Genomic DNA, 23,659 nt, shown 5'->3' with positions numbered 1-23,659 from the left:
GCATATGCTGGCGGTGACAGCGATGCTCGTCATCGCCAGCATCTTGTTCTACGGGCGTTGAGTTGGAGTTGCGTTAGCAAGAGTTTTCGTCATTCCGGGGTGGCTCTCCCGGGATCGCGCAAAGCGCGGTCCTAGCAGGCCAGGCCCAGAATACCCGTTCCAGGCTCGGTCGTCCGACCGCCCCCGAATGACGAATCCACTTACGTTTCCTTCCTGAAGAACGGCACGAGCTTGCCGGCAAACGGCTTGAAGCTCGCGGTGACCATATCGCCGATGGCAAGATCGTTCTCACCGTGCGCCATCATGCGAAAGCCCTCGGCGCAATCGACCAGCAAGATGTTGTAGGGCACGTGAGCGCGCGTCTCCGGGGTCGCGGCGCGGCAGACGAGCGAGGTCGCGTACACTGTGCCCTTGCCGCTGGCGCGCTGCTCGCGCGGATTCGATTCGCCACATGCCGCGCAGAAGGCGCGGTGGAAATACTGCACATGGCCGCAGGCGCCGCAGGTCTGGTAGGTGATGGCCTCCTCGCCCCTGGTCCAGTCCACGATTCGCCCGCTCATCGCACCCGCTCCAGGAACATGCTCACGTGCGACGACAGCACTCCGCCGTCGCCATGCAACAGCGCGATCGAGGCGTCGCGCACCTGGCGGGTAGCCGCCCGCCCCGTCATCTGCAAATGCGCCTCGACCAGATGCGCCATAGCGCCGCCGACGCCGCAATGGCCGTAGCTGAGCAGGCCACCATGCGTGTTCAGCGGCATCGCGCCGTCGCGGCTGAAATGGCCTGATCGCACGCGGGCTGCGGCCTCGCCGCGGCCGGCAAGGCCGAGGTCCTCCAGCAGCATCGCGAGTGTGATCGTAAAACTGTCGTAGATCGCGGCGTAGCGCACGTCGGAGATCGTAAGGCCCGTGGCTTCCTTGGCACGCGCGATCGAGATTTCCGCACCGAGCTCACTGAGTACCGGCGCCGCCGTAACATGCTGATGCGTGTGGGCCTGGGCGCAGCCGCGGATGCGCACGCCCGTCTCGCCGGTCCGCTCGCGGCTGACGACGAAGGCCGCGCCGCCGTCGGATACCGGACAGCAGTCGAGCAGCTTGAGCGGCATCGCTACCGGTTTCGAGGCCATGATTTCGGCGACCGTGATGGGATCGTGGAATTGCGCGCCGGGATGGGTGCAGGCGTGGGCGCGCATCAGCACGGCGAATTCGGCGAGGTCCTCCTCGGTCACGCCGTATTCGTGCATATAGCGCGTGGCGACGAGGCCGTAATAGGCGGGAATGGTCGGCCCCAGCGGCACCTCGTAGTCGGGATGGCCGACCTGCGCGAGCGCCTGGATCGAGGCGTCGCGGCTCTGCCCGGTGAGGCGGTTCTCGCCGGCGACGACGAGCACGTTGCGCGCGAGGCCTGATGTGACGAGGTGATGCGCGAGCATCGTCATCGCAAGGCCTGTGGCGCCGCCGACCTGCACCGCGTGGGCGTAAGACGGGCGAATGCCAAAGTGCTCGGCGAACACGGTCGCCAGCATGATGTGGGGCGAGACGGTGGAATAGCCGCAAAGGATGCCGTCGATGTCGGAGCGCTTCAAGCCTGCGTCGTCGAGCGCGGCTTGTGCCGCCTTGCTCATCAGGTCGAGCGAGGACGAGCCTTCATGCTTGCCGAACGGCGTGAGGCCGACGCCGGTGATGAAACTCATCTCGAAACCTCTCCGCTGTCATTCCGGGGCGGCCCGGAGGGCCGAGCCCGGAATCCATAGCGCGGCCAGCGCGGAGGATAGATGGATTCCGGGCTCGCGACTTCGTCGCGCCCCGGAATGACGGATGAGAGAACTGTGGTCATAGCTGCTCCCCCTACTCTGACACTGATCGCGTGACGCCATCGCGGACCATGGCGGCGATCTCGTCTGGGGAGTATCCAACCTCGCGAAGAATCTCTGCGCCATGCTCGTTCAGCCGCGGCGCCAGCCGCACCGGCTCTGCCTCGGTTTCCGACCAGGTCGCCGTCACCTTCATGCTGCGGATCGGCCCCTCGGTCGGATGGTTCACGACCGGGAAGAACTTCGTCGCCTCCAGATGCTCGTCGTGGAGCACACCCTGCAAATCATGCATCGGCATCACAGGCACGTCGGCCTTGGTCAGCAGGTCGATCCATTCGGCGGTGGGGCGCGTCTCGAAGATGCGCGCGAGCTCGGCATAGACGACATCGATGTTGGCGGCGCGGCCGGCGAAGGTCGCGAATTTGGGATCGGCGCGCAGATCATCGCGCGCCGTCGCCTTGAAGAAATTCTCCCACTGCTTGTCGTTGTAGACGATGACGCTGAGATAGCCGTCCGAGGTCTTGTAAGGCCTGCGGTCGCGCGAGAGGTGGCGGGCATAGCCGCCCTTGTCGAGCGGCGGCTCGTAGGTGAGCCCGCCCATGTGGTCGCCCATGACGAAGCCGGCCATGGTCTCGAACATCGGGATGTCGACCCGCTGGCCGCGGCCGGTGCGGTCGCGATGGACGAGGCTGGCGCAGATCGCGCCGACCGCAGTGAGGCCGACGATGCGGTCGACCAGCGCATTCGGCACGTAGCGCGGCACGCCGTCGCCGGTCTGCGCCATCAAGGCGGGCAGCGCGGTGGCGCCCTGGATCAGATCGTCATAGGCGGGCTTTGCCGCATAAGGCCCGTCCTGGCCGAAGCCGAACACGCCGGCATAGACCAGGCGCGGATTGATCGCGGAGACGACGTCGTAGCCGAGCTGAAGCCGCGCCATCGCCTGCGGGCGGACGTTGTAGACCAATACGTCGGCGTCCTTCAGCAGCCGCAGCACGGCCTCGCGGCCGGCGGACTTCTTGAGATCGAGGCAGATCGAGCGCTTGCTGCGGTTGGTGTTGAGGAACACCGGGCCCATGCCGGCGTGACGCATCGGGCCGATCAGGCGGGTGACGTCGCCGTCGAGCGATTCCACCTTGATGACGTCGGCGCCGTAGTCCCCGAGCATCTGGGTCGCATAAGGCCCCATCAGCACGGTGGTCATGTCGATGACCTTGATGCCCTTCAGCGGCCCCATTCGTTCACTCCCGATTGCGCGGAGGGCTCAAGGCGCGTCCCGCGATTTCGGTCCAGCTAAGGGCAGCGGTGCCGCGCGCGCAAGGGCGACCCGCGTATGGCCGCATGCGTCGCGCGGTGATATCGGCCGCTATTTCTTCTGGCGGGATTCGCGGATCTTGAGCAGCCGGTCGAGCTCTTCGTTCTGCTGGCTGATCCGGTCGGCGATGCGCGACTCGCTCTGCTCGCCCGAGGCGGCAGCGGCCTGCTCGATGAGCTGCCTTATGTTGTCCTCGATGATCGCGATGCGATCGTTGAGTGCGTCCATCGACAGCGAGTCTTCGTAGTCAGTGCTCATGATGCTTTTCCGCCAATCAATCAGGAGCGTTAAGGTGGGCCAAGCGAAGCGGGCCCACCATGATCTAACGCAAGGAAAATGGTGGGCACGGCGCCTTCGCGCCTTTGGCCCACCCTACGAGGGCCTACTTCAGCGGCTCCAGCACGGAGACGTAGTTGGCGACCGCGGCGCCGCCCATGTTGAAGATGCCGCCGAGCTTGGCGTTCTTGAGCTGCATGCCCTCGGGGGCCTGGCCGGCGAGCTGCATCGCGGTCATCACATGCATGGAAACGCCGGTAGCGCCGATCGGATGGCCCTTGGACTTCAGGCCGCCGGACGGATTGACCGGCAACTTGCCGTCCTTGAGCGTCCAGCCTTCCTTGATGGCGCGGGCGCCCTGCCCCCTCGGCGTCAGGCCCATCGCTTCGTATTCGATCAGCTCGGCGACCGTGAAGCAGTCATGGGTCTCGACGAAGGAGAGATCGTTGAGCGTGACGCCGGCCTGCTCCAGCGCGCGCTGCCAAGCGACCGTGCAGCCCTCGAACTGGAGGATGTCGCGCTTGGACATCGGCAGGAAGTCCTGGGCATGCGCGGTGGCGCGGAAGCCGATCGACTTGGTCATCGTCTTGGCGGTCTCGGCATCGGCCAGCACCAGCGCGGCGGCGCCGTCGGAGACCAGCGAGCAATCGGTGCGCTTCAGGGGACCGGCAACGAAAGGGTTCTTCTCGCTCTCGGCACGGCAGAAGTCGAAGCCGAAATCCTTGCGCATCTGGGCGAAGGGATTGGCAACGCCGTTCTTGTGGTTCTTGGCCGCGATCAGCGCCAACGCGTCGGACTGGTCGCCGTATTTCTGGAAATAGGAGCTGGCGATCTTGCCGAACACGCCGGCGAAGCCGCCGACGGTGTCGCCATCCTCGGGCAGATAGGACGCCTTGAGCAGGTTCTTGCCGATCTCGGGGCCCGGGGTGCGGGTCATCTGCTCGACGCCCACGACGAGGACGATCTTGGCGGCGCCCGCGGCGATCGCGCGCAGGCCCTGATGCACGGCGGCCGAGCCGGTGGCGCAGGCATTCTCGACCCGGGTCGCCGGCTTGAACCGCAGCTTGGGGTCGGCCTGGAGCACCAGCGAGGCGGTAAAATCCTGCGCCGAGAAGCCGGCGTTGAAATGGCCGAGCACGATCTCGTCGACATCGCCGGCCGAAATGCCGGCGTCGGCCATCGCCTCATTGGCCACGCGGGTGACGAGGCTTTCGACTGTTTCGGTGTCGAACTTGCCGAACGGCGTATGCGCCCATCCGACGATGCTGGCAGTCATGGTCATCTCTCCCTGGGGGTCTCTTCCTGAGCTAAGTCTTAGCCCAGGGATGGCAAGACTTCACGCGGGTTTCAGGGCCTTGAGGGTGCGCTGGCAGATGGCAGTTATGCCGGCCCAGTTCCCGGCCTTGACCTCGGCGGCCGGGCACAGCCAGGACCCGCCGACGCAGAGCACGTTGGGCTCAGCGAGCCAGCTCGCCGCATTGGCCTCGCCGATGCCGCCGGTCGGGCAGAACCGCACGTTCGGGAACGGTCCGCCGAGCGAACGGAGGCCCTTGATGCCGCCGGCCTGCTCGGCCGGGAAGAACTTTGCGACGTCGAAGCCGTGCGACAGCGCCATCATCAGCTCGGAGGCGGTCGCGATGCCCGGCGCGAACGGCAGGGAGCTATGGGCTGCGGCCTTGAGGAGATCGGGGGTCAGGCCCGGGCTGATACCGAAGGCGACGCCGAGCTTCTCGACACGGGTGAAGTCGGCCGGATTGAGGATCGTGCCGATGCCGACGACCGCCTCGGGGACTTCGGCCATCATCGCCCGCGCCGCCTCGATCGCAACGGGGGTTCGCATGGTCACCTCCAGCGTGCGGACGCCGCCGGCCACCAGCGCACGCGCCAGCGGCACGGCATCCTGGATGCGCTCGATGGTGAGCACGGGGATCACGGTCGCCGCCTTGAACAGCGCGGCAAGGTGGTTCTGTTGGGCGGTCGTGGTCATGGGTCTCGATCTTTATTTGGCCGTTCACTTGGTGGCTTGACGCGTGGTCGCCGGCCGGTGTCGTTTCTTCGGCGGCATGGCATAGCCCGGAATGATGGCGCCGGCATAGCAGATCACGACGCTGGCGAGGCGATGCCCGGCCTGGGCGGCCTCGACCGGATCGGAACCGGCGAGCCGGGCCGCGATGTAGGCCGCGGCGAAGCTGTCGCCGGCCGCCGTGGTGTCGACGACAGGGTTGATCATCGGCTCGGCGCGGACCTCGTGGGTCGCCGTCCCAGGGAAGCGCAGCAGGCTCACCGGCTCGGCGAGGCGGAACACCAGCTCGGGCGTCGGGATGCGCGCCATGAGCTGCTCGTGGCTCTCGCCGGGATGGAGCGCGAGCAGGTCCTCGGTGGAGGTCAGCACGATGTCGGCGGCCGCGAAGGCCGCATCGAACACCTCGCGGGCGACGTCGCGGTCCGGCCAGCCGCGTGCGCGAAAATTGGTGTCGAACACGAAGCGGGTGCCGAGCAGGCGCGCGCGCTTGATCGCCGCCAACAGGCGCTCGCGCCCGGCCGCGTCGTAGATCGAGAGCGTGATTGCGGAGAGATAGATGATGTCGTAGCTCATCAGCGAGTTGAGCAGCTCGCCGGTCTCCGGCAGGCTCATCAGCTGCCGCGCCGCCGCGCTGTCGCGCCAGTGGAAGAACTGGCGCTCGCCGTTCGCATCCGTCTGGATCATGTAGAGGCCGGGCAGCTTGCCCGCGAGCCGCACGACGCGGCGTGTGCCGACGTTCTCCGCGGTCCAGGCCGCGATCATCTCGTCGCTCAGGGCGTCGTCGCCGAGCGCGGTGAGATAATCGACCTTGACCTCGAGCCGCGCCAGATAGACGGCGGTGTTGAGGGTGTCACCGCCGAAGCCGCGCGAGTACAGTCCGCCACTCTGCCCGGCAGACGCGCCGCTTTGCGCCTGCCTGAGCTCGACCATGCATTCGCCGATGCAAGCAACGCTCGCCATCTCGGGTACCCGCTCTGCCGGAGATCAGGCGGCGAAATTGCCGCCGAGTTCGTCCTCGATGTGAATGCGGATGATGTCGTCGAAGGTCTTCTCGGCAGTGGTGAAGCCGAGCTCGAGCGAGCGCTTCGCATTGAAATTGCGCGGCCAGCCGCCGACGATGCCGACGATAAACGGATCAGGCTCGCGCTTGATGCGCGCGGCGACCTTGTCGCCCGCAACCCGCTTCAAGGCGGCGATCTGCTCGCCGACCGTCGCCGACAGGCCCGGCATGGTCAGGTTGCGGCGGGGGCCGACCTTTTCGAGGTCCATGGTGCCGGCGTGCAGCAGGAAGCCGACCGCGGAGCGCGGCGTGGCGTGCCAGTGACGGACGTCCTCGGACACCGGAAGGATCGCTTCCTTGCCGGCCAGCGGCTCGCGCAGGATGTTGGAGAAGAAGCCTGATGCCGCCTTGTTGGGCAGGCCGGGCCGGATGCAGATGGTCGGCAGGCGGATGCCGATGCCGTCGAGGAAGCCGCGGCGCGAATAGTCCGCCAGCAGGAGTTCGCCGATCGCCTTCTGGGTGCCGTAGCTGAGCAGCGGGGTGTGGAAGAACTCGTCGCCGATCGCATCCGGGAACGGCGCGCCGAACACCGCGATCGAGGAGGTGAACACCACGCGGGGCTTGTAACCGCCGCCCACGAGCCTGACGGCGTCAAGCAGCATCCGCGTGCCGTCGAGATTGATGCGGTAGCCCTTGTCGAAATCGAGTTCGGCTTCGCCCGAGACGATCGCGGCGAGATGGAAGATCACGTCCGGGCGGCCGGAAATCAGCTTTTCGGCTGCGCCCGGCACGGCAAAATCGCCCGACACCGTCTCGACGGGGAAACCGGCCTTTTCCGGCTGCTTGGGCTCGACCACGTCATGCAGGGTCAGCTTGGTGATGTCGCTCTTGCCGAGCCGGCCGTCACGCAACAGCCGTTCGCAGAGTTTGCGGCCGACCATGCCGGCGGCGCCCAGAACCAGAATGTGCAAGAGCTCAACTCCTTCTTATTGGCCGGAACGCGCAGCCGTTGGCAGTTCTCCTGGGCGCGCTCCCGTGGCAGACCCCGCGATTATTCCTTCACGGCGCCGGTCATCGCGGACACATAATGCTCCACGAAGAAGGCGTAAAGGATGACGAGCGGCAGCGAGCCGGCCAGGGCTCCGGCCATCAGCGAGCCCCAGCGGTAGATGTCACCGTCCACGAACTCGTTGACGATCGCGACCGGCACCGTCTTGTTGCTGGTCGACTGCAGGAAGGTCAACGCGTAGATGAATTCGTTCCAGCACAGCGTGAAGCAGAAGATGAAGGCCGAGATCAGCCCGGGGATCGCGAGCGGCAGGACGATCTTGGTCAGGATCTGCCAACGGCTCGCCCCGTCGATCAGCGCGCATTCCTCGAGCTCGAACGGGATGGTCTTGAAATAGCCCATCAAGAGCCAGGTCGAGAACGGGATCAGGATGGTCGGATAGGTCAGGATCAGCGCCAGCGGCGAGTCGAACAGCCCGTACTGGAACACGACGGTGGCGAGCGGGATGAACAGGATCGACGGCGGCACCAGGTAAGCGAGGAAGATCAGCCCGCCGACGAGATTGGCGCCCTTGTAGCGCAAGCGCACGATGGCGTAGGCAGCCAACACCGATGCGAAGATCGAGAGCATGGTGGCGCAGATCGCCACGTACATCGTGTTCCAGAGCCAGTGCGGATAGTAGCTCTCGAACAGCAGCTTGTGGAAATGCTTGAAGGTCGGATTCCAGGTCCAGAACGGGTTGAACTTGTCGAGATCGAGCAGCTGGTCGTCCGGCTTCACCGAGGTCAGCGCCATCCAGTAGAACGGAAACAGGAGGACGACGACGATGATCGTGAGCGGCAAGTACAGGGTCACGAGCCGGCGCGGCACCGACTGCAGATAGCTCATGCCCTCGCTGTGATCGTCCTTCGCCACCGTCGGAGAGGACCCCGATAGCACGCCCTTGAGATCAATCGACCTGGTGGGCAGATCAGTCATTGTTCTCTCCCTGCTGCCATTTCCTGCGCTGCAGGCCGAACCAGGACACCATGATCGCGGCCAGCAGGAACGGAATCATGGCACTGGATATCGCCGCGCCCTCCCCGAGCTGTCCGGCGATGATCGCGCGCTGGTAGGACAGCGTCGCCATCAGATGGGTGGCGTTGACCGGGCCGCCGCGCGTCATCGCCCAGATCAGCTGGAAGTCGGTGAAGGTGAACAGCACCGAGAAGGTCATCACGACGGCGATGATCGGCGTCAGCAGCGGATAGGTGATGAAGCGGAAATTCTGCCAGCGCGTGGCGCCATCGAGCGTTGCCGCTTCATAGAGCGACGGCGACACCGTCTGCAGGCCCGCAAGCAGCGTGATCGCCACGAACGGCACGCCGCGCCAGATATTGGCGAAGATCACGCAAATGCGTGCCCAGGTCGTGTCGCCGAGGAAGTTGATATTCTGGTTGATCAGGCCGAGATGCTTCAGCGACCAGGAGATGATGGAGAATTGCGAATCGAAGATCCACCAGAACGCCAGCGCCGAAAGCACCGTCGGCACGATGAAGGGGATCAGCACCATCGCGCGCAGCATCGCCTTGAACGGCATGTTCTCGTTCAGCAGCAGCGCGAGATAGAGCCCGACCGCGAATTTGATGGCGCTCGCGACGGAGGTGTAGAGCAGTGTGTTGAACACCGACAGCCAGAAGATGGAATCGTCCCACAGCCACTCGTAGTTCTCGGTGCCGACGAATTGCCCGACCCTGCCGATGCGGGTGTCGGTGAAGGACAGCCAGATGCCGAGCCCCAGCGGATAGGCCAGGAAGAAGATCAGGAACGCCATGGCCGGCACCATGAACCAGAAGCCGAGCCAGTTACGATTGTGTTTGAGCTGGGTCCAGGCGTTGGCCTCGATCATCTGAGGCTTGGCCCGGGGAATTGCGACATCAGCCATGCCCGATATCCCTGATCGAAATGTTGACGAGCGGGCGGCCGGATGGCCGCCCGCTCCGTGACGCTCAGCGATAGATGCGCTTCAGCTGGCGCTCGGCTTCCGCCATCGAGCCCTTCGCATCCTTGGTGCCGGTGCAGTAGTTGGCGAACATGTCGACGACGATGAAGTCGGCGATGGCGGTTGCCGCCTTTTCGCCGACGGTGCCGATTCCGGCCGCCGGCAGAGTGCGCTTGGAGGCCTGAGAGAAGACCTCGTTCTTGGGATCAGCCTTCCAGATCGGCGCCGATTCATAGGCGTTCAGGGTCTGCGTCAGATAGCCCTGCGCGCCGTCCAGCCACTTCTCGTAGTTCTCCTTCTCCAGCATGAAGGCGATGAAGGCCTTTGACGCATTCGGATATTTGGTGAAGTTGAAGGCGAGGATCGGCAGCGCAAGCTGCAGCTCGGTCGGCTTGCCGACCGGTCCGACCGGCCAGAGCGCGTGATAGGTGTCCTCGGCGAGTTCCTTCTTGCTCGCGTCGGTCTTGGCGGCAACGTAGATCGAGATGCCGTTCGCCGTGCAATAGAGCTCGCCGGCGAGGAACGCCTTGTTGTTGGAGGAATCGTTCCAGGACGCGGTGCCCGGGATGAAGGCGTCGTACAGCGCCTTGCAATATTCCAGCGCCTTCGCGGTCTCCGGCGAATTGATGATGATCTTGTCGTTCTGGTCGACGGTGTAGGCGCCGTGACCCCAGAGGACCCAATGCAGCCACGAATTGCCGTCGCCCGAGGCGTGCCCGAGCGCGAAGCCGGCCGGCGTGTTGTTCTTCTTCAGGGCCTTGCACATCTCGAGGAAGCCGGGGAAGTCCTTCGGAAATTCCTTGAACCCCGCCTTTTCGAGCGCCGACTTGCGGTACGTCATGTAACCGCCGTTGGTCGCGACGGGAATGCCGAGCCAGTCGTTGCCTTGTTTGCAGGTCTTGGCAGCCGCATCGGTCCAGCCGCCATACTTCTTGCCGAGATAATCGGCCACGTCGTTCATCTTCAGCACTTTGGTCGGGAACAGCTGCGGCAGCGTGTGCAGGCCCCACGCGAGATCGAGTCCGGAGCCGGTGTTGGCCGCAACCGACGCCTTCGGCTGCACGTCCTCGAAGGATTCGCTGAACACGTTCATCTCGGTGCCGGTGGCGGCCTTGAACGCCGCGACCATGGCGTTGAACGCGTCGTCTTCCTGCGGTACGAAGCGCTTCCACCGCATCACGGTCAGCTTTGCGCCCGGCTCCGCCTTCCAGGGCGCGCTCTGTGCCCAGGCCTTGGCGAAATCGAACAGTGCCGGCCCGGTGAGCATGCCGGTCGCAGCCAATGCCGTTCCGCCTTGAAGCAGAGTCCGGCGGGTAAAGTCTTGCATGGTGTCCTCCCTGTGATGCTTTTTTATTGTCTTGACTTGGTCTTACGCTACGCGTTCAGGCGTTTTCCCGTCGTCTCGTCGAACAGATGTACCAGTGACGGCTCGGGCTTCAGCCGGATCTTATCGCCCGGGTTGAACTGGTGGCGTTCGCGGAACACCGCGACGACCTGCTCGCCGCCGATCTTGGCGAACACCTGCGTCTCCGAGCCGGTCGGCTCCACCACGACGATCTCGGCTTCGGCGCCGTCGTCGGCGATGGTGAAATGCTCGGGCCGCACGCCGTAGACCGCGGGACGGCCGTCGGACGCCGCGGGCGCGGTCTTGAGCGGCAGCTTGACGCCGTTCGGCCCCTCGAAGGTCGCAACGCCGTTGACCCGCACATGCCCCTTCAGGAAGTTCATCGCAGGCGAGCCGATGAAGCCGGCGACGAACTGGTTGTCGGGCTTGTCATAGAGCTCGAGCGGCGTGCCCATCTGCTCGACGATGCCGTCATGCATGACGACGATCTTGTCGGCCATGGTCATGGCCTCGATCTGGTCGTGGGTGACGTAGACGGTCGTCGTCTTCAGCCGCTGGTGCAGCTCCTTGATCTCGGTGCGCATGGCGACGCGCAGCTTGGCGTCGAGGTTCGACAACGGCTCGTCGAACAGGAAGACTTGCGGATCACGCACGATGGCGCGGCCCATCGCGACGCGCTGGCGCTGACCGCCGGAGAGCTGGCGCGGATAGCGATCGAGCAGCGGCCCCAGCGCGAGGATCTCGGCGGCGCGCTTGACACGCTTGTTGATCTCGTCGGCGCCCGCGTTCCGCAGCTTCAGCGAGAAGCCCATGTTGTCGGCGACCGTCATGTGCGGATAGAGCGCGTAGTTCTGGAAGACCATCGCAATGTCCCGCTCCTTGGGCTGGACATTGTTGACGACGCGGTCACCGATCGAGATCGTGCCGGAGGTGATGTTCTCGAGACCGGCGAGCATGCGCAGAAGCGTCGACTTGCCGCAGCCGGAGGGGCCGACCAGAACGACGAATTGGCCGTCCTCGATCGGTACAGTCACGCCGTGCAGGACTTCAAAATTGCCGAACGATTTCCGCACGTCGCGGATTTGCACAGACGACATCTAGCTCCCTCCTCGAAAGTCCACGACGCCTCTAGCGCCGCGACCGTCTTGTTTTTTCAGACTTTACCGAACTCGGCCCGATCTTAGCGAGCAACATTGTCGGCAGTTTGTGCGGTTTTGGCAATTTGTCTTTGGTTAGTCGTTGCTGGTAGCGCTGTCAACGTTCCTTTGTTTGCGGGAATGACTGTGTTAAGAGCAGCAAATGGGTCGAAAACGCACCAAGTCAGGCAAGATCCGGCTGGCGGAAGTCGCCGAGCTTGCTGGCGTCAGCCCGATTACGGCGTCCCGCTTCTTCCGTAATCCGGACGCCCTGTCGATCGGCAAGCGGACGCGGGTCGAGAGCGCCGCCAAGGAGCTCGGCTATGTGCCGAACCTTGCGGCCCGCGCGCTGGCCTCGCAACGTACCGAGGTCATCGGTGTCCTGATTCCCTCTCTCACCAACAACGTCTTCTCGGACGTGCTGCGCGGCATCTACGACGCGTCCGAAGGCAGCCGCTACTCGATCCAGTTGTCGAACACGCGCTACAGTATTCTGCAGGAAGAAAAGCTGCTGCGGCTGTTTCTCGCGCAGAAGCCGGCCGGGCTGATCGTCACCGGTATCGACCAGACCCCGGAATCCCGCGCGATGCTGGAGGCCGCCGATTGCCCGATCGTGCAGATCATGGAGATCGGCCCCGATCCGGTCGACATGATGATCGGCTTTTCGCACCATGATGCAGCCCGCGCAGCGGTTTCGCACCTGTTCGAACAGGGCCGCCGCAAGATCGGCTTCGTCGGCGCGCGGATGGATCCCAGGGTGCAGCGGCGGCTGGACGGATATGTCTCGGCCATGAAGGACGCCGGGTCGTTCGAACAGCGCCTCGTCGTCACCACGGCGACGCCGACCTCGGTGACGCTGGGCGGCGCCCTGTTCACCGATCTCCTGGCGAGCGAGCCCGATCTCGATGCAGTGTTCTGCGCCAATGACGACCTCGCGCTCGGCGTGCTGTTCGAATGCCGCCGCCGCGAGATCGCCGTGCCCGAGCAGATCGCGATCGTCGGCTTCAACGACCTGGAATTCATGGCCTCCGCCGTCCCCACCCTCACCAGCGTGCGCACCAACCGTCACGAGATGGGCAAAACAGCCGCCACCATGCTGATCGAGGCGATCGGTGGACAGCGCCCGGAGCAGCCGGTGCTCGATCTCGGCTTCAGGGTGATCGAACGGCAAAGTTCATTGCCGCGCCATTCGGACAGCAGGCCAGCCGTTTCAGGCGCGGGCGCGGCGAACAAAATGGTAGCGTTACCAAGTAGCCAAGACTAGTATCGCTCTTGTGAGGAAACGACCCGCCAGCGGGCCAGCGATCCGTCATTGGCGCCATTGGGCATCGCACAAGCCGGCGCCCCAGGATTGATGTAAGTGGACGGACGCCAGTGCGTTTGCATTGCAGGAGAAACCAATGACAAAAAAACCAACCAATGGGCATGCCCCCGCCGGCAACGGCTCCCGCCGCCACCTTCGCTCGCAGGAATGGTTCAACAACCCGCATAATCCCGGCATGACGGCGCTCTACATGGAGCGCTACCTCAATTACGGCCTCACCCGTGCCGAGTTGCAGTCCGGCAAGCCGATCATCGGCATCGCCCAGACCGGCAACGACCTCTCTCCCTGCAACCGCCACCATATCGAGCTTGCCCATCGCGTCCGCGAGGGCATCCGCGAGGCCGGCGGCATTGCGATGGAATTCCCGACCCATCCGATCCAGGAGACCGGCAAGCGCCCGACCGCCGCGCTCGACCGCAACCTCGCCTATCTCGGCCTGGTCGAGATCCTCTACGGCTATCCGCTCGACGGCGTCGTGCTCACCACCGGCTGCGACAAGACCACGCCGGCCTGCATGATGGCGGCTGCGACCGTGAACCTGCCCGCGATCGTGCTGTCGGGCGGCCCGATGCTCAACGGCTGGCATGCCGGCGAGCGCACCGGCTCCGGCACCATCGTCTGGAAGTCGCGCGAGCGGCTCGCCGCGGGCGAGATCGACTATGAAGAGTTCATGGAGATCGTGGCCTCGTCGGCGCCGTCGGTCGGCCATTGCAACACCATGGGCACGGCGTCGACCATGAACGGTCTTGCCGAGGCGCTCGGCTTCTCGCTGCCCGGCTGTGCGGCGATCCCCGCGCCCTATCGCGAGCGCGGCCAGATCGCCTACGAGACCGGCAAGCGCGCCGTGGAGATGGTGTGGGAAGACCTCAAGCCCTCGGACATCCTGACCCGCAAGGCGTTCGAGAACTGCATCGTGATCAATTCGGCGATCGGCGGCTCGACCAACGCGCCGATCCATATCAACGCGCTGGCCCGCCATATCGGCGTCGAGCTCACCATCGAAGACTGGCAGAAGGTCGGCCACGACGTGCCGCTGCTGGTCAACATGCAGCCGGCCGGCTTCTATCTCGGCGAGGAATTCCACCGCGCCGGCGGTGTGCCCGCCGTGGTGCGCGAATTGATGAAGCACAAGCGCATCCATGAGGACGCAGTCACCGTCAACGGCCGCGGCATCGGCGAGAACTGCAAGGATGCGCCGAAGCCGGACAACGACGTGATCTGGGCTTACGACAAGCCGCTGGTGAAGGATGCCGGCTTCCTGGTGCTGAAGGGCAATCTGTTCGATTCCGCGATCATGAAGACCTCGGTGATCTCCAAGGAATTCCGCGACCGCTATCTCAGCAATCCGAAGGACCTGAATGCCTTCGAGGGCCGCGCCATCGTATTCGAGGGACCGGAGGACTATCACGCGCGGATCGACGATGCCTCGCTCGACATCGACGAGCGCTGCGTGCTGTTCATCCGCGGCACCGGGCCGATCGGCTATCCCGGTGGCGCCGAGGTCGTGAACATGCAGCCGCCGGCAGCGTTGATCAAACGCGGGATCCTGTCCCTGCCCTGCATCGGCGACGGCCGCCAGTCCGGCACCTCGGGCTCGCCCTCGATCCTGAACGCCTCGCCGGAAGCTGCCGCCAATGGCGGGCTTGCGGTCCTCAAGACCGGCGACAAGGTCCGCGTCGACCTCAACAAGGGCAGCGCCAACATCCTGATCTCGGACGAGGAGCTGAAGAAGCGTCACGCCGAGCTGAAGGCCAATGGTGGCTTCAAGCACCCGCCGAACCAGACGCCGTGGCAGGAGATCTATCGCAACACCGTCGGCCAGCAATCGACCGGCGCCTGCATGGAGCTCGCCACCCGCTACCAGAACGTCGCCGGCACGTTCGGCGTGGCGCGGGATAATCACTGATACTGTCATTCCGGGGCGCGACGAAGTCGCGAGCCCGGAATCAATTCATCAACCGACGCTGTGGCCCGATGGATTCTCAGGTGCGCAATTGCGCACCGTAGTTCGCGCCAAGAGGCGCCCCGGAATAACGGAAGAAAATTCAAAGGAGAACCAAAATGGCCAACCGCCTCAAGGGCAAGCGCGCCGTCATCACGGCTGCGGCCGCCGGCATCGGGCGCGCCTGCGCTCTCGCATTCGCGCGTGAAGGCGCAACGGTCATTGCGACCGACATCAACGAAGCCGGCATCGCTGATCTGACCAAGGAAGGCATCGCCGAGGTCGCAAAGCTTGACGTCCGCAACACCGCCGACGTCAACGCCTTCGCCAAACGTATCGGCAAGGTTGACATCCTGCTCAACGCGGCCGGCTTCGTCCATCACGGCACCATCCTGGAATGCTCGGAAGAGGACTTCGATTTCTCGTTCGACCTCAACGTGAAGTCGATGCACCGGACCATCAAGGCGTTCCTGCCCGAGATGCTCGCGGCCGGCGGCGGCAGCATCGTCAACATCTCCTCCTGCGCGGCCTTGAGGCCGCCGGCGAACCGCTACGTCTACAGCGCTTCGAAAGCGGCAGTGTCGCTGCTGACCCGCGCGGTCGCGCTCGATTTCATCACCAAGGGCATCCGCTGCAACTCGATCTGCCCCGGCACCGTCGAGACGCCCTCGATGCTCGATCGCGCCGCCGCACAGGGTCCGCAGGGCAAGGAGATGTTCATCTCCCGCCAGAAGATGGGTCGGCTCGGCACCGGCGACGAGATCGCGTCGATGGCGGTCTATCTCGGCAGCGACGAGAGCGCCTTCACCACCGGCGTCGACCTCGTCGTCGACGGCGGCTACATGCTCTGACGCCTGGGGATCAGTCTCATGAACAAGATCGACCTCGACGGCCGCGTCGCCATCGTCACCGGCGGCGCGCAGGGGTTTGGCCGCGCCATCACGGAACGCTTCGTCGCCTCCGGCGCCAAGGTCGCGATCTGGGATTTCGACGCTGCGCTGGCCGAGAAGACGGCGAAGGAGATCGGCAGCGAGACCAAAGTCTTCAAGGTCGACGTCACCGATACCGCCGCCGTCGAGCAGGCGCGCGATGCGACGCTGGCCGCGTTCGGCAAGATCGACATCCTGGTGAACAATGCCGGCGTCGCCGGCGTCAACAAGCCGGTCTGGGAGACCGACCTCGAGGAATGGCGCAAGGTGCTGCGCATCAACCTCGATGGTCCCTTCATCGTCTGCAAGGCGATCGTGCCCGCGATGCTCAAGCAGAAATACGGGCGGATCGTGAACATCGCCTCCATCGCCGGCAAGGAAGGCAATCCGAACGCCTCGCATTATTCTGCTTCGAAGGCCGGCCTGATCGCGCTGACGAAATCGCTCGGCAAGGAGCTTGCCGCGCACGACATCCTCGTCAATGCGGTGACGCCGGCCGCGGCCAAGACCGCGATCTTCGACCAGATGACGCAGCAGCACATCGATTTCATGCTGTCGAAGATTCCAAAGGCGCGCTTCGTACTGGTCAAAGAACTCGCCGCGATGGTGGCCTGGCTCGCGTCCGAGGATTGTGCCTTCTCCACCGGCGCGGTGTTCGATATCTCGGGCGGACGCGCAACCTATTGAGGACAGCATGATCCGGGAAGGCGGCTGCCTGTGCGGCGCGGTGCGGTTCAAGGCGGAGGGCGAACCGCTCAACGTGCGCATCTGTCATTGCCGCATCTGCCAGAAGGCGATGGGCTCGCCCTTCTTCGCCCGCGCGCAATTCGATCAGCGCGCGCTGAGCGTCGAAGGCGAGACCGAGCGCCATGCCTCATCCGAGGCCATCGACCGCGTGTTCTGCAAGCGCTGCGGAACGCGCCTGTTCGCGTGGCGGCGCAATGGGACGCTGGCAGGCGTGTCCCTCTCCGTTTTCGACGACCGCAACGCCTTCGCGCCGACCGAGCACATCTGGGTCTCTGAAAAACCCGTCTGGCTGAAGCTCGACGACGGCCTGGTGCAATATCCGGGGACGATTCCGGCGTAACGTCAGGTTTCACCTGACGCGGCACCCGCGGCCCGAGCACCTCACCGCCATCGTCGTCGCGATCCGGATTCCGGCGCTGTTGCGATTTCGGGTCCGGGGTGGCCGACGTCTGCCTCTTGTCTTCCGGCGAGGGCCATGAAACCCATCATGGTGGCCTGAGGTTTCTTTTTATTTTAAGCTTCCGCAGGGCTAGTTTTGCGGGGGACGGTGTTGCGTCTTGTTAGGCCAATAACAAAATCAGAACTTGGACTTTGGCGATTTCAGAGTTTTGCGGTGTGGGGAGCGTGTGTCGGCGCTATTGCGGCCGGCATCTCTGCCTATCTGATCTTGAAGGCTGCCAAGCTGGATATGGGCGCCAATCTCGCGCAGGACTTCCCGGTCGTCCAATTGGGTTTCGCGGACAGTGCGGCAATCAAGCGTGCCGAGAAGATCTTCTATGTCTTGTTCTATGTGATCGGCGGCCTCTCGGCCTTTGCGTCCCTCAGGCTCCGGAGATTCTTTGAAGGTCAGTCGCTGATCCTGTTTCACGTCTCGGCGCTGGCAATCGTCGTGGCGCTGGAGGCATTTATGGAAGATGCATTCCAGCAGAGACTTCGAATGGTCGCACTGGCGGTCGCCGTCGGCGCGATCCTCGTCCCTTTCGTGAAGCGCATCCGGACCGACACCCGCATCGAGGGCGACGAGGACGTCAGGCCGATCGCCTTTTTCGAGTTTGGATGGATCGACGCAGCGCTCGTCACAGCCCTGCTCGCCCTGACTCTGCCCTTGAGCGTGCAACGTCTGGCCAGCGAGGCGGCGGGCAATCCTCACGCCGTTTCATTCCTGGTCGGACCAGCGCTCTATCAATTTGCAGATGGCATGGTGCCTGGCCGCGACTTCCTGTCCTTCTATGGATACGGCCCATCGTATTTGTTTGGGCAGTTTCTCCGCGCCGACCCGAACGCCCTGTATTTGCGTTACATCGGCTTCGTTGCGGCCTGTCTCGCGATCTATCACCTCTCAGCCTATTGGGTGCTGCGCGACTTCTTCCAGAACAGGGCGCTGCCGTTTCTCCTCGCCTTCGTATTTCTCGCACTCTGTCAATATGGGGCGGGGGACGCATTCGCCGGACCGTCTTCCCTCGCCGTCAGGTACATGTTCGTGTTCATCGCCACGGGCATTCTTGCGCGTTTCATGGTCCATCCCTCAGGTTGGTCATTGGCAGCGCTATCTACCGTCTGCGCAGTCTCGATCTTCTGGAATACGGAGACGGGGATTTATACGTGGCTCGTCGGCTGCGCGGCGTTGTCGGCGCGGGTGCTGGAAAAGCGCTGGCCTTGGGAGGTCGCGGCATTCACCGGACTGTCTGCCGTCATCCTGCTCGTATTGTTCGTCGCCGCCTTCGGTCCGGCCGTTCTTTCGATGGACTTCCTTCACGTCTTGCTCGCGCCGATCGGCCTGCACAGCGTCTCGAATTGGGTTGGGGTGACGATGAACTGGCATCCCGGATTCGGGACAGTGTACCAGTTGATCTTGCCGGCAATGGCCATAGGCACAGTCGTCAGCGTCGCCGCAACGTGGGCCGGCTGCCGCAATATCGAGCGCGCCTATCTGCTGGTCCTGTCTCTCGTCGCGCTGGTTTTCATGGCAAAGTGGATGAACCGGTCACTCGACGCGGTATGGCAGCAAAACGCCTTTGCCTACGTTGCCGTTTGTGCGTGGTGGTGCCGATCGGCATTCCGCGCCGTCTTCGGTCGAATGACTTCGCAAGTCATCCCTGCCCTGTCGTTGGCGGCAACAGCGGCGCTCTCGGTCACCGTGCTTCTGCGCGCGCAGGATCGTCAGCAGAGCGTGACGATCGGACTGCGCTCGTACTTGCAATATCCGAGCATAGCTAGCCTGAAGCTGGGACGCGGAGCGGGACAGGTCAAGGTCCGGCTCGATGGCGGCGACATCGACCTGGTCAACAGGGTCGTGCCCCCCGATGGTCGCATGTTGCTGTTGTCGGACCAGGACTGGCTCGTTCTTGTGGCCCTTGGCAGAGGACCCAAGAGCTACTTCCTCCCCTTCCGGGATACGTTCAGCCCGGACCATGTCAAGCGGAGCTTTGCCGGGGCCGACCATTTCATTTTGGATCGTGGCGCGACCTACGAATATGACTGGCTGAAGGACATGGTGGAGCAGATCCTGTCGGCGCAGTTCGAGCGCACCGAAGAATCAACCCGGTTCATCCTCTATCGCAGGAAATCATGACCACGCAGGCGCCGGCGGCGAACCATTTGTAGCGGGCAATTTCGGAATTGGGCACCATATGACGGTAGATCGTAAAGATTTGTGGCCCTATACGGCCTGCTTTGCAGAGCGCGCAGGCAAACCGGAACGGACGAGCCGTGAACATCTCCTTTTATGACCTATCGGTGTGGGTGCTCCCCCTCGTGCTCGCCATCACCTTCCACGAGGCTGCGCACGCTTTCGTCGCGGATCGGCTCGGAGACGACACGGCCTCGCAGCTCGGACGGGTCAGCTTCAATCCGCTCCGGCACATCGACCCGTTCGGCACCGTGATCCTGCCGGCGATGCTGCTGTTTACGCATTCGCCCTTCCTGTTCGGCTACGCCAAGCCGGTGCCGGTCAACTTCCGCAAGCTGAACAACCCCAGGCTTGACATGGTCTGGGTGGCGCTGGCCGGGCCCGCCACCAACATCCTGCTGGCGCTTGCCGCGGCCCTCGCCTTCCATGCCCTGCCCCTTGTCCCTGCCAGTTCGGCGAAATGGGTCGCCGACAACCTCAAGAATGCGCTCGTCATCAACGCCATCCTCGCGGTCTTCAACATGATGCCGATCCCGCCGCTCGATGGCGGGCGCGTCGCGGTCGGGCTGTTGCCGCGCGCCCTCGCCATGCCGCTGGCCCGGCTCGAGCCGTTCGGGATGCTGATCCTGATCGGCCTGTTGATCCTGCTGCCACTTGCAGGTTCCCAGTTCGGTCTAAATCTTGATGTTATTTCAGCAATACTGCGAACGTTGACCGGTCATGTGATTCAGGCTGTTCTCTTCCTGACCGGCAATGCGTAGTTGAAACAGCCACACCCGAACTTTAAGCCGAAGGGCCAGAGGCCGACTTGGTCAAAGCTGCCGATATGCTGATCGCGCGACGCGCGGATACCCGCGCCCGCGCCGATTTCGCCACCTGGAAGATGATGGCCAAGCTCAATGGGGCGTCCGCGCTGCCTTCGGGCGCCCAGGAATTCCTCGCGAGCTACCAGAACCTGGTGGCTCAGATGAGCGAGGGCGAGGCCACCGAGGCAACCATCGGCGCGATCTACAGGGCCTATTATGCCGAGATGGGCGGCGGAGGACTTCCGCCCGACGTCCGCCCTCGACCGGCGGAGCCGGCCGCGGACAATGTTACCGCTTTCCGGCGCCCGGTGCCGAAGCCAAAGACGACCAGCTTTTTCGGGGCTGGCGCGGCAGCTGGAACCCAGAAACGGCCGCTTCCGGTGGCGCTGATCTTTGGCTGCCTCGTCGTCGTCTATGTCGGGATTCGGCTCTACTGGCGCTGAGCCGTTTTCTTCTTTTTCGCGTCAGCGGGCGTGAAAATGATGTCGACGGTCCGCTCGAACCGGTCCTCGGTCAGCGCGGCAGGCGGCTGCGGGATCGGATCCGACTTGCGGACGATCGAGACCGCGGCCGCGTCGTAGGCTGCATCCCCTGACGACTCCACGACCTCCACCGATAGCACGTTGCCCTTCCGGTTGATCGCGAAGCTGACCTTGACCTTCTGGTTGTTGGGATGTTTGCCTTCCGGATTGATCTTGTGCAGCGACAAATGCGCGCTGATCTTGCGGTTCCAGTCGGCCGTCAGCTTCAGGACGTCCTTACCGATGCCGATGACGGGCGCCAGCGCCTTCTCGGCCTCGCGCGCCTCCTCCTCGAGCGTCTGCCGTGCCGTCGCGACCGATTTCGGCGAGGCTTCGGCGGCCGGCGTTTCGACCGCCTGAATCTTCGGATCGTCTTCCGTCGGCTTCTTCGCGTTGTTCTCGGTCACGACGCGGTCGGGATCCTCGACCTCCTGCGACTGGTCCTTGGGAAGCTCCGTCTCCTTGGTCTCGGCCTTCTGCTCGGGAAGCGCCTGCTGCTCCTGCATCGCTTCGCTGTCAGGCCCGGGCGGCAGATCGGTTTCGGGCGCCTTGGGCGAGGCCATCTCCACCGCGAATTCCGCGCCGTTCGCACCGAGGCCGTCGCCGTCGTCGTCGGCGTGCAAATGCGCCAGCGCGAGCGCAGCACCACCCAGATGGAGCACGAGCGCGGCCACCGCCGCCAGGATCCAGAGCTTCCGGGATGGTCTGAGTTCGTCCGACATAGCGGGCCTCTAAGGCTGAGCGGCGCCTGCCGCAGGCGCTCCCGGCGCGCCTTCCAGCGCCACCAGCTTCACCCGCGTATAGCCGCCCGAGCGCAGGAGCTCCATGACGCCCATCAACTCCCCATACGGCACCGACTTGTCGGCACGCAGGAACACGTACTTGTCCTTGCTCATGTCGGACAGTCCGTCGAGGGTCCCGATCAGCTCGGCGCGGTGGACCGGGTTTTCCCCGAGGGCAAGCGTCAGATCGGGCTTGATGCTGAGATAGGTCGGCTTGTCCGGCTTCTTCTGCGGCGTCGCGCTGGACGTCGGCAGATCGATCGGCAGGTCGACCGTGGAGAGCGGCGCTGCGACCATGAAGATGATCAGCAGCACCAGGATGACGTCGATGAACGGCGTGACGTTGATGTCATGCGTTTCCGAGAAATCGTCGTCGTCATCGTTGTCTGCGAGCGAAACGCCCATGGCTCACTCCGCTGCGCGCGAATGCACGCTGCCGTGGCTGCGATCGAGATCACGCGAGAGCAGCCGCCCCGCGGCGCCCGAGGCGCGGCTGACGAGTTCGAGATAGCTCTTCGTCACGCGCGAGAAGTGGTTGTAGATGATGACGGCCGGGATCGCGGCGACGAGGCCGATCGCGGTGGCGAGCAGCGCTTCGGCGATGCCGGGCGCGACGACGGCGAGGTTCGTGGTCTGCGATTTCGAGATGCCGATGAAGCTGTTCATGATGCCCCAGACCGTGCCGAACAGGCCGACGAAGGGCGAGGTCGAGCCGATGGTCGCGAGCACGCCCATGCCGATGCGGATCCGCCGCGCCTCGGCGCGCACGATCTCGGAAAAGCTGGAGGCCGCGCGCTCCTTGATGCCGGTATCACTGGACAGGCCGGCCGACATCCGCGCCTCGCGCAGCGCCGCCGCCAGGAACGACGGCAGGATGCCCTCCTTGGTTCCGAGCGCCATCTGCGCTTCTGCAAGCGAGCGCGACTCCGCAATCTTCTTCAGGGCCGAACGAAGCTTGGTGGATGCGACCGACAGCTCGATCGACTTGGCGATCAGGACGGTCCAGGTCATCAGCGATGCGAAGGCGAGCCCGATCATCACCGCCTTCACGATGACGTCCGCCGACATGAACATCACCCAAGGTGACAACTCCTTCATCGCCGGCGCGACGCCGGCCGCCGCATCGGGCTTGGCATCAGGCTTGACGGTGGTCGAAACGGTGGCCGCCTGGGACGCCGCCGGAGCAACCGGGGCGGCCGCCGTCGGAGCCGAAGGCGCCGGGACAGCAGGCGCGGTGATTGCCGGGGCCGTCGGAGCCGGACTGACCGGGGCCGGCTGGGCCGCCGACTGTGCCGGCGCCGAGGGGGTTTGGGTCTGGGCCGAAACGGGGGATGCGAGCCAGGCGACCGCCAGCATCGCGGCGGCGGCAAGGCTGGCTCTCGAGGTCATGGTCTTCATACTTCGGCCCAGTAGCGAATGAGGTTGTGATAGATACCCGTCAATTTGACCGTTTCGGGATCGTCACGCCCGAGCCGGTCCACCAGCGCCTGAATCGCGGTGTCGAGGTCGAAGATCATGCTCCGGGCTTGATCGTCCCGTATCATGCTCTGGAGCCAGAAGAAAGACGCAACCCGCGTTCCCCTGGTCACCGGCGTGACGAGGTGCAGGCTGGTGGAGGGATAGAGCACGCAGTCGCCGGCTGGCAACTTGACTTCGTGCGAGCCGTAGGTGTCCTCGATCACAAGTTCGCCACCGTCATACTCTTCCGGCTCGGCGAGGAACAGCGTGACTGAGAGGTCTGTGCGGATGCGAAGGCCGGTCAGACGGTCGCCGCGGATCGCATTGTCGACATGCAGGCCGAAATGGTGTCCGCTGCTCGCCGCATAGCGGTTGAACAGCGGCGGGAAGATCTGGAGCGGAATCGCCGCCGCGATGAAGCGCGGGTTCGACGTCAGCGCCGAGATGATGCGGTTGCCGAGCTTGCGCGCGACCTCGCTATCCGGCGGCAATTGCTCGTTGCGCTTGACCATGGCCGACTGCGCGCCAGCGGTCGAGCGGCCGTCCTCCCATCCGCTGGCGTCCATGATGCGGCGGAACTCCGCCACATCATCCTTGCTGAGAACACCTGGCAGGCACGTCAACAT

General features: G+C 64.3%; 24 protein-coding genes. 8 read left to right on the top strand and 16 right to left on the bottom strand.

Going from position 1 to position 23,659, the window contains the following annotated elements; all coding sequences use genetic code 11:
- Positions 1-200 precede the first annotated feature (200 nt).
- The 12 genes from IVB24_RS19100 to ugpC all read right to left on the bottom strand — a co-directional run bounded on the left by IVB24_RS19100 (position 201) and on the right by ugpC (position 11,856).
- A complete protein-coding gene (locus IVB24_RS19100) occupies positions 201-560 on the bottom strand; it encodes an OB-fold domain-containing protein (RefSeq protein WP_247768079.1) in 360 nt (119 codons plus the stop codon).
- The gene (locus tag IVB24_RS19095; RefSeq protein ID WP_247768078.1) at positions 557-1,693 is read right to left on the bottom strand and encodes a thiolase family protein; all 1,137 of its coding nucleotides are present in this window, start codon (positions 1,691-1,693) and stop codon (positions 557-559) included. The genes IVB24_RS19100 and IVB24_RS19095 overlap by 4 nt, the downstream gene beginning before the upstream one ends.
- A gap of 154 nt (positions 1,694-1,847) precedes the next feature.
- A complete protein-coding gene (locus IVB24_RS19090; protein WP_247768077.1) occupies positions 1,848-3,047 on the bottom strand; it encodes a CoA transferase in 1,200 nt (399 codons plus the stop codon).
- 129 nt (positions 3,048-3,176) lie between these two features.
- Positions 3,177-3,383: a hypothetical protein gene (locus IVB24_RS19085; protein ID WP_247768076.1), complete on the bottom strand. Its 207-nt coding sequence runs from the start codon at positions 3,381-3,383 to the stop codon at positions 3,177-3,179.
- 124 nt (positions 3,384-3,507) lie between these two features.
- Positions 3,508-4,677, bottom strand: a complete 1,170-nt coding sequence (locus IVB24_RS19080; RefSeq protein WP_106952155.1) for an acetyl-CoA acetyltransferase — start codon at positions 4,675-4,677, stop codon at positions 3,508-3,510.
- Positions 4,678-4,737: 60 nt separating this feature from the next.
- Positions 4,738-5,388 carry a bifunctional 4-hydroxy-2-oxoglutarate aldolase/2-dehydro-3-deoxy-phosphogluconate aldolase gene (eda, locus tag IVB24_RS19075; RefSeq protein ID WP_247768075.1) on the bottom strand — a complete coding sequence of 217 codons (651 nt, stop codon included), beginning with the start codon at positions 5,386-5,388 and terminating at the stop codon, positions 4,738-4,740.
- A gap of 24 nt (positions 5,389-5,412) precedes the next feature.
- A complete protein-coding gene (locus IVB24_RS19070) occupies positions 5,413-6,384 on the bottom strand; it encodes a sugar kinase (RefSeq protein ID WP_247768074.1) in 972 nt (323 codons plus the stop codon).
- 24 nt (positions 6,385-6,408) lie between these two features.
- Positions 6,409-7,395 carry a D-erythronate dehydrogenase gene (gene denD / locus IVB24_RS19065; RefSeq protein ID WP_140478733.1) on the bottom strand — a complete coding sequence of 329 codons (987 nt, stop codon included), beginning with the start codon at positions 7,393-7,395 and terminating at the stop codon, positions 6,409-6,411.
- A gap of 80 nt (positions 7,396-7,475) precedes the next feature.
- The gene (locus IVB24_RS19060) at positions 7,476-8,411 is read right to left on the bottom strand and encodes a carbohydrate ABC transporter permease (RefSeq protein WP_140478731.1); all 936 of its coding nucleotides are present in this window, start codon (positions 8,409-8,411) and stop codon (positions 7,476-7,478) included.
- Positions 8,404-9,357, bottom strand: coding sequence for a sugar ABC transporter permease (locus IVB24_RS19055; RefSeq protein ID WP_094974642.1), 954 nt, complete (start codon positions 9,355-9,357; stop codon positions 8,404-8,406). Before IVB24_RS19055 ends, IVB24_RS19060 begins: the two co-directional genes overlap by 8 nt.
- A 64-nt stretch (positions 9,358-9,421) precedes the next feature.
- Positions 9,422-10,741 carry an ABC transporter substrate-binding protein gene (locus IVB24_RS19050; protein ID WP_094974643.1) on the bottom strand — a complete coding sequence of 440 codons (1,320 nt, stop codon included), beginning with the start codon at positions 10,739-10,741 and terminating at the stop codon, positions 9,422-9,424.
- A 47-nt stretch (positions 10,742-10,788) separates the two neighbouring features.
- The gene (ugpC, locus tag IVB24_RS19045) at positions 10,789-11,856 is read right to left on the bottom strand and encodes a sn-glycerol-3-phosphate ABC transporter ATP-binding protein UgpC (protein ID WP_094896537.1); all 1,068 of its coding nucleotides are present in this window, start codon (positions 11,854-11,856) and stop codon (positions 10,789-10,791) included.
- A 202-nt stretch (positions 11,857-12,058) separates the two neighbouring features.
- On the opposite strand from ugpC, the gene IVB24_RS19040 reads away from it, so the two are divergent.
- The 8 genes from IVB24_RS19040 to IVB24_RS19005 all read left to right on the top strand — a co-directional run bounded on the left by IVB24_RS19040 (position 12,059) and on the right by IVB24_RS19005 (position 20,715).
- On the top strand, positions 12,059-13,159 hold the full coding sequence (locus IVB24_RS19040; RefSeq protein WP_247768073.1) for a LacI family DNA-binding transcriptional regulator: 1,101 nt from the start codon (positions 12,059-12,061) through the stop codon (positions 13,157-13,159).
- Positions 13,160-13,295: 136 nt separating this feature from the next.
- Positions 13,296-15,125, top strand: a complete 1,830-nt coding sequence (locus IVB24_RS19035) for an IlvD/Edd family dehydratase (RefSeq protein ID WP_140478727.1) — start codon at positions 13,296-13,298, stop codon at positions 15,123-15,125.
- Positions 15,126-15,280: 155 nt separating this feature from the next.
- Positions 15,281-16,012, top strand: a complete 732-nt coding sequence (locus IVB24_RS19030) for an SDR family oxidoreductase (protein ID WP_247768072.1) — start codon at positions 15,281-15,283, stop codon at positions 16,010-16,012.
- 18 nt (positions 16,013-16,030) lie between these two features.
- Complete coding sequence (locus IVB24_RS19025) at positions 16,031-16,777, top strand: SDR family NAD(P)-dependent oxidoreductase (protein ID WP_247768071.1); 747 nt, start codon at positions 16,031-16,033, stop codon at positions 16,775-16,777.
- A gap of 7 nt (positions 16,778-16,784) precedes the next feature.
- Positions 16,785-17,177, top strand: coding sequence for a GFA family protein (locus IVB24_RS19020; RefSeq protein ID WP_140478721.1), 393 nt, complete (start codon positions 16,785-16,787; stop codon positions 17,175-17,177).
- 327 nt (positions 17,178-17,504) lie between these two features.
- Entirely contained in the window at positions 17,505-19,409 is a 1,905-nt protein-coding gene (locus tag IVB24_RS19015) for a hypothetical protein (protein ID WP_247768070.1), read from the top strand.
- A gap of 137 nt (positions 19,410-19,546) precedes the next feature.
- Positions 19,547-20,227: a site-2 protease family protein gene (locus tag IVB24_RS19010; protein ID WP_094974650.1), complete on the top strand. Its 681-nt coding sequence runs from the start codon at positions 19,547-19,549 to the stop codon at positions 20,225-20,227.
- Between the two features lie 65 nt (positions 20,228-20,292).
- Entirely contained in the window at positions 20,293-20,715 is a 423-nt protein-coding gene (locus tag IVB24_RS19005; RefSeq protein ID WP_247774128.1) for a hypothetical protein, read from the top strand.
- Here IVB24_RS19005 and IVB24_RS19000 read toward each other — a convergent pair.
- The 4 genes from IVB24_RS19000 to IVB24_RS18985 are packed head-to-tail and all read right to left on the bottom strand — an operon-like array spanning position 20,703 to position 23,659.
- Entirely contained in the window at positions 20,703-21,515 is an 813-nt protein-coding gene (locus tag IVB24_RS19000) for an energy transducer TonB (RefSeq protein ID WP_247768069.1), read from the bottom strand. The genes IVB24_RS19005 and IVB24_RS19000 overlap by 13 nt on opposite strands.
- A gap of 9 nt (positions 21,516-21,524) precedes the next feature.
- Positions 21,525-21,980 carry a TonB system transport protein ExbD gene (gene exbD, locus IVB24_RS18995; protein WP_038970925.1) on the bottom strand — a complete coding sequence of 152 codons (456 nt, stop codon included), beginning with the start codon at positions 21,978-21,980 and terminating at the stop codon, positions 21,525-21,527.
- 3 nt (positions 21,981-21,983) lie between these two features.
- Complete coding sequence (gene exbB, locus IVB24_RS18990) at positions 21,984-22,973, bottom strand: tonB-system energizer ExbB (protein ID WP_247768068.1); 990 nt, start codon at positions 22,971-22,973, stop codon at positions 21,984-21,986.
- Complete coding sequence (locus IVB24_RS18985) at positions 22,970-23,659, bottom strand: Fe2+-dependent dioxygenase (RefSeq protein ID WP_140478715.1); 690 nt, start codon at positions 23,657-23,659, stop codon at positions 22,970-22,972. The genes exbB and IVB24_RS18985 overlap by 4 nt, the downstream gene beginning before the upstream one ends.

It is taken from the genome of Bradyrhizobium sp. 192 (assembly GCF_023100965.1).
In the GTDB taxonomy this organism is placed as follows: Bacteria; Pseudomonadota; Alphaproteobacteria; order Rhizobiales; family Xanthobacteraceae; genus Bradyrhizobium; species Bradyrhizobium symbiodeficiens.
Note: the sequence above shows the minus strand (reverse complement) of the source record. Positions and strands in the feature narration are given on the sequence as shown.

Bases quoted from the DNA above. Each gene is read 5' to 3' on its own strand.
- IVB24_RS19100 (WP_247768079.1), bottom strand. From the start codon at position 560: ATGAGCGGGCGAATCGTGGACTGGACCAGGGGCGAGGAGGCCATCACC.
- IVB24_RS19090 (WP_247768077.1), bottom strand. From the start codon at position 3,047: ATGGGGCCGCTGAAGGGCATCAAGGTCATCGACATGACCACCGTGCTG.
- IVB24_RS18985 (WP_140478715.1), bottom strand. From the start codon at position 23,659: ATGTTGACGTGCCTGCCAGGTGTTCTCAGCAAGGATGATGTGGCGGAG.
- IVB24_RS19060 (WP_140478731.1), bottom strand. From the start codon at position 8,411: ATGACTGATCTGCCCACCAGGTCGATTGATCTCAAGGGCGTGCTATCG.
- IVB24_RS19025 (WP_247768071.1), top strand. From the start codon at position 16,031: ATGAACAAGATCGACCTCGACGGCCGCGTCGCCATCGTCACCGGCGGC.
- IVB24_RS19005 (WP_247774128.1), top strand. From the start codon at position 20,293: ATGCTGATCGCGCGACGCGCGGATACCCGCGCCCGCGCCGATTTCGCC.
- IVB24_RS19050 (WP_094974643.1), bottom strand. From the start codon at position 10,741: ATGCAAGACTTTACCCGCCGGACTCTGCTTCAAGGCGGAACGGCATTG.
- exbB (WP_247768068.1), bottom strand. From the start codon at position 22,973: ATGAAGACCATGACCTCGAGAGCCAGCCTTGCCGCCGCCGCGATGCTG.
- IVB24_RS19040 (WP_247768073.1), top strand. From the start codon at position 12,059: ATGGGTCGAAAACGCACCAAGTCAGGCAAGATCCGGCTGGCGGAAGTC.
- IVB24_RS19055 (WP_094974642.1), bottom strand. From the start codon at position 9,357: ATGGCTGATGTCGCAATTCCCCGGGCCAAGCCTCAGATGATCGAGGCC.
- IVB24_RS19080 (WP_106952155.1), bottom strand. From the start codon at position 4,677: ATGACTGCCAGCATCGTCGGATGGGCGCATACGCCGTTCGGCAAGTTC.
- IVB24_RS19070 (WP_247768074.1), bottom strand. From the start codon at position 6,384: ATGGCGAGCGTTGCTTGCATCGGCGAATGCATGGTCGAGCTCAGGCAG.
- ugpC (WP_094896537.1), bottom strand. From the start codon at position 11,856: ATGTCGTCTGTGCAAATCCGCGACGTGCGGAAATCGTTCGGCAATTTT.
- exbD (WP_038970925.1), bottom strand. From the start codon at position 21,980: ATGGGCGTTTCGCTCGCAGACAACGATGACGACGACGATTTCTCGGAA.
- IVB24_RS19035 (WP_140478727.1), top strand. From the start codon at position 13,296: ATGACAAAAAAACCAACCAATGGGCATGCCCCCGCCGGCAACGGCTCC.
- IVB24_RS19095 (WP_247768078.1), bottom strand. From the start codon at position 1,693: ATGAGTTTCATCACCGGCGTCGGCCTCACGCCGTTCGGCAAGCATGAA.
- eda (WP_247768075.1), bottom strand. From the start codon at position 5,388: ATGACCACGACCGCCCAACAGAACCACCTTGCCGCGCTGTTCAAGGCG.
- IVB24_RS19020 (WP_140478721.1), top strand. From the start codon at position 16,785: ATGATCCGGGAAGGCGGCTGCCTGTGCGGCGCGGTGCGGTTCAAGGCG.
- IVB24_RS19085 (WP_247768076.1), bottom strand. From the start codon at position 3,383: ATGAGCACTGACTACGAAGACTCGCTGTCGATGGACGCACTCAACGAT.
- IVB24_RS19030 (WP_247768072.1), top strand. From the start codon at position 15,281: ATGGCCAACCGCCTCAAGGGCAAGCGCGCCGTCATCACGGCTGCGGCC.
- IVB24_RS19000 (WP_247768069.1), bottom strand. From the start codon at position 21,515: ATGTCGGACGAACTCAGACCATCCCGGAAGCTCTGGATCCTGGCGGCG.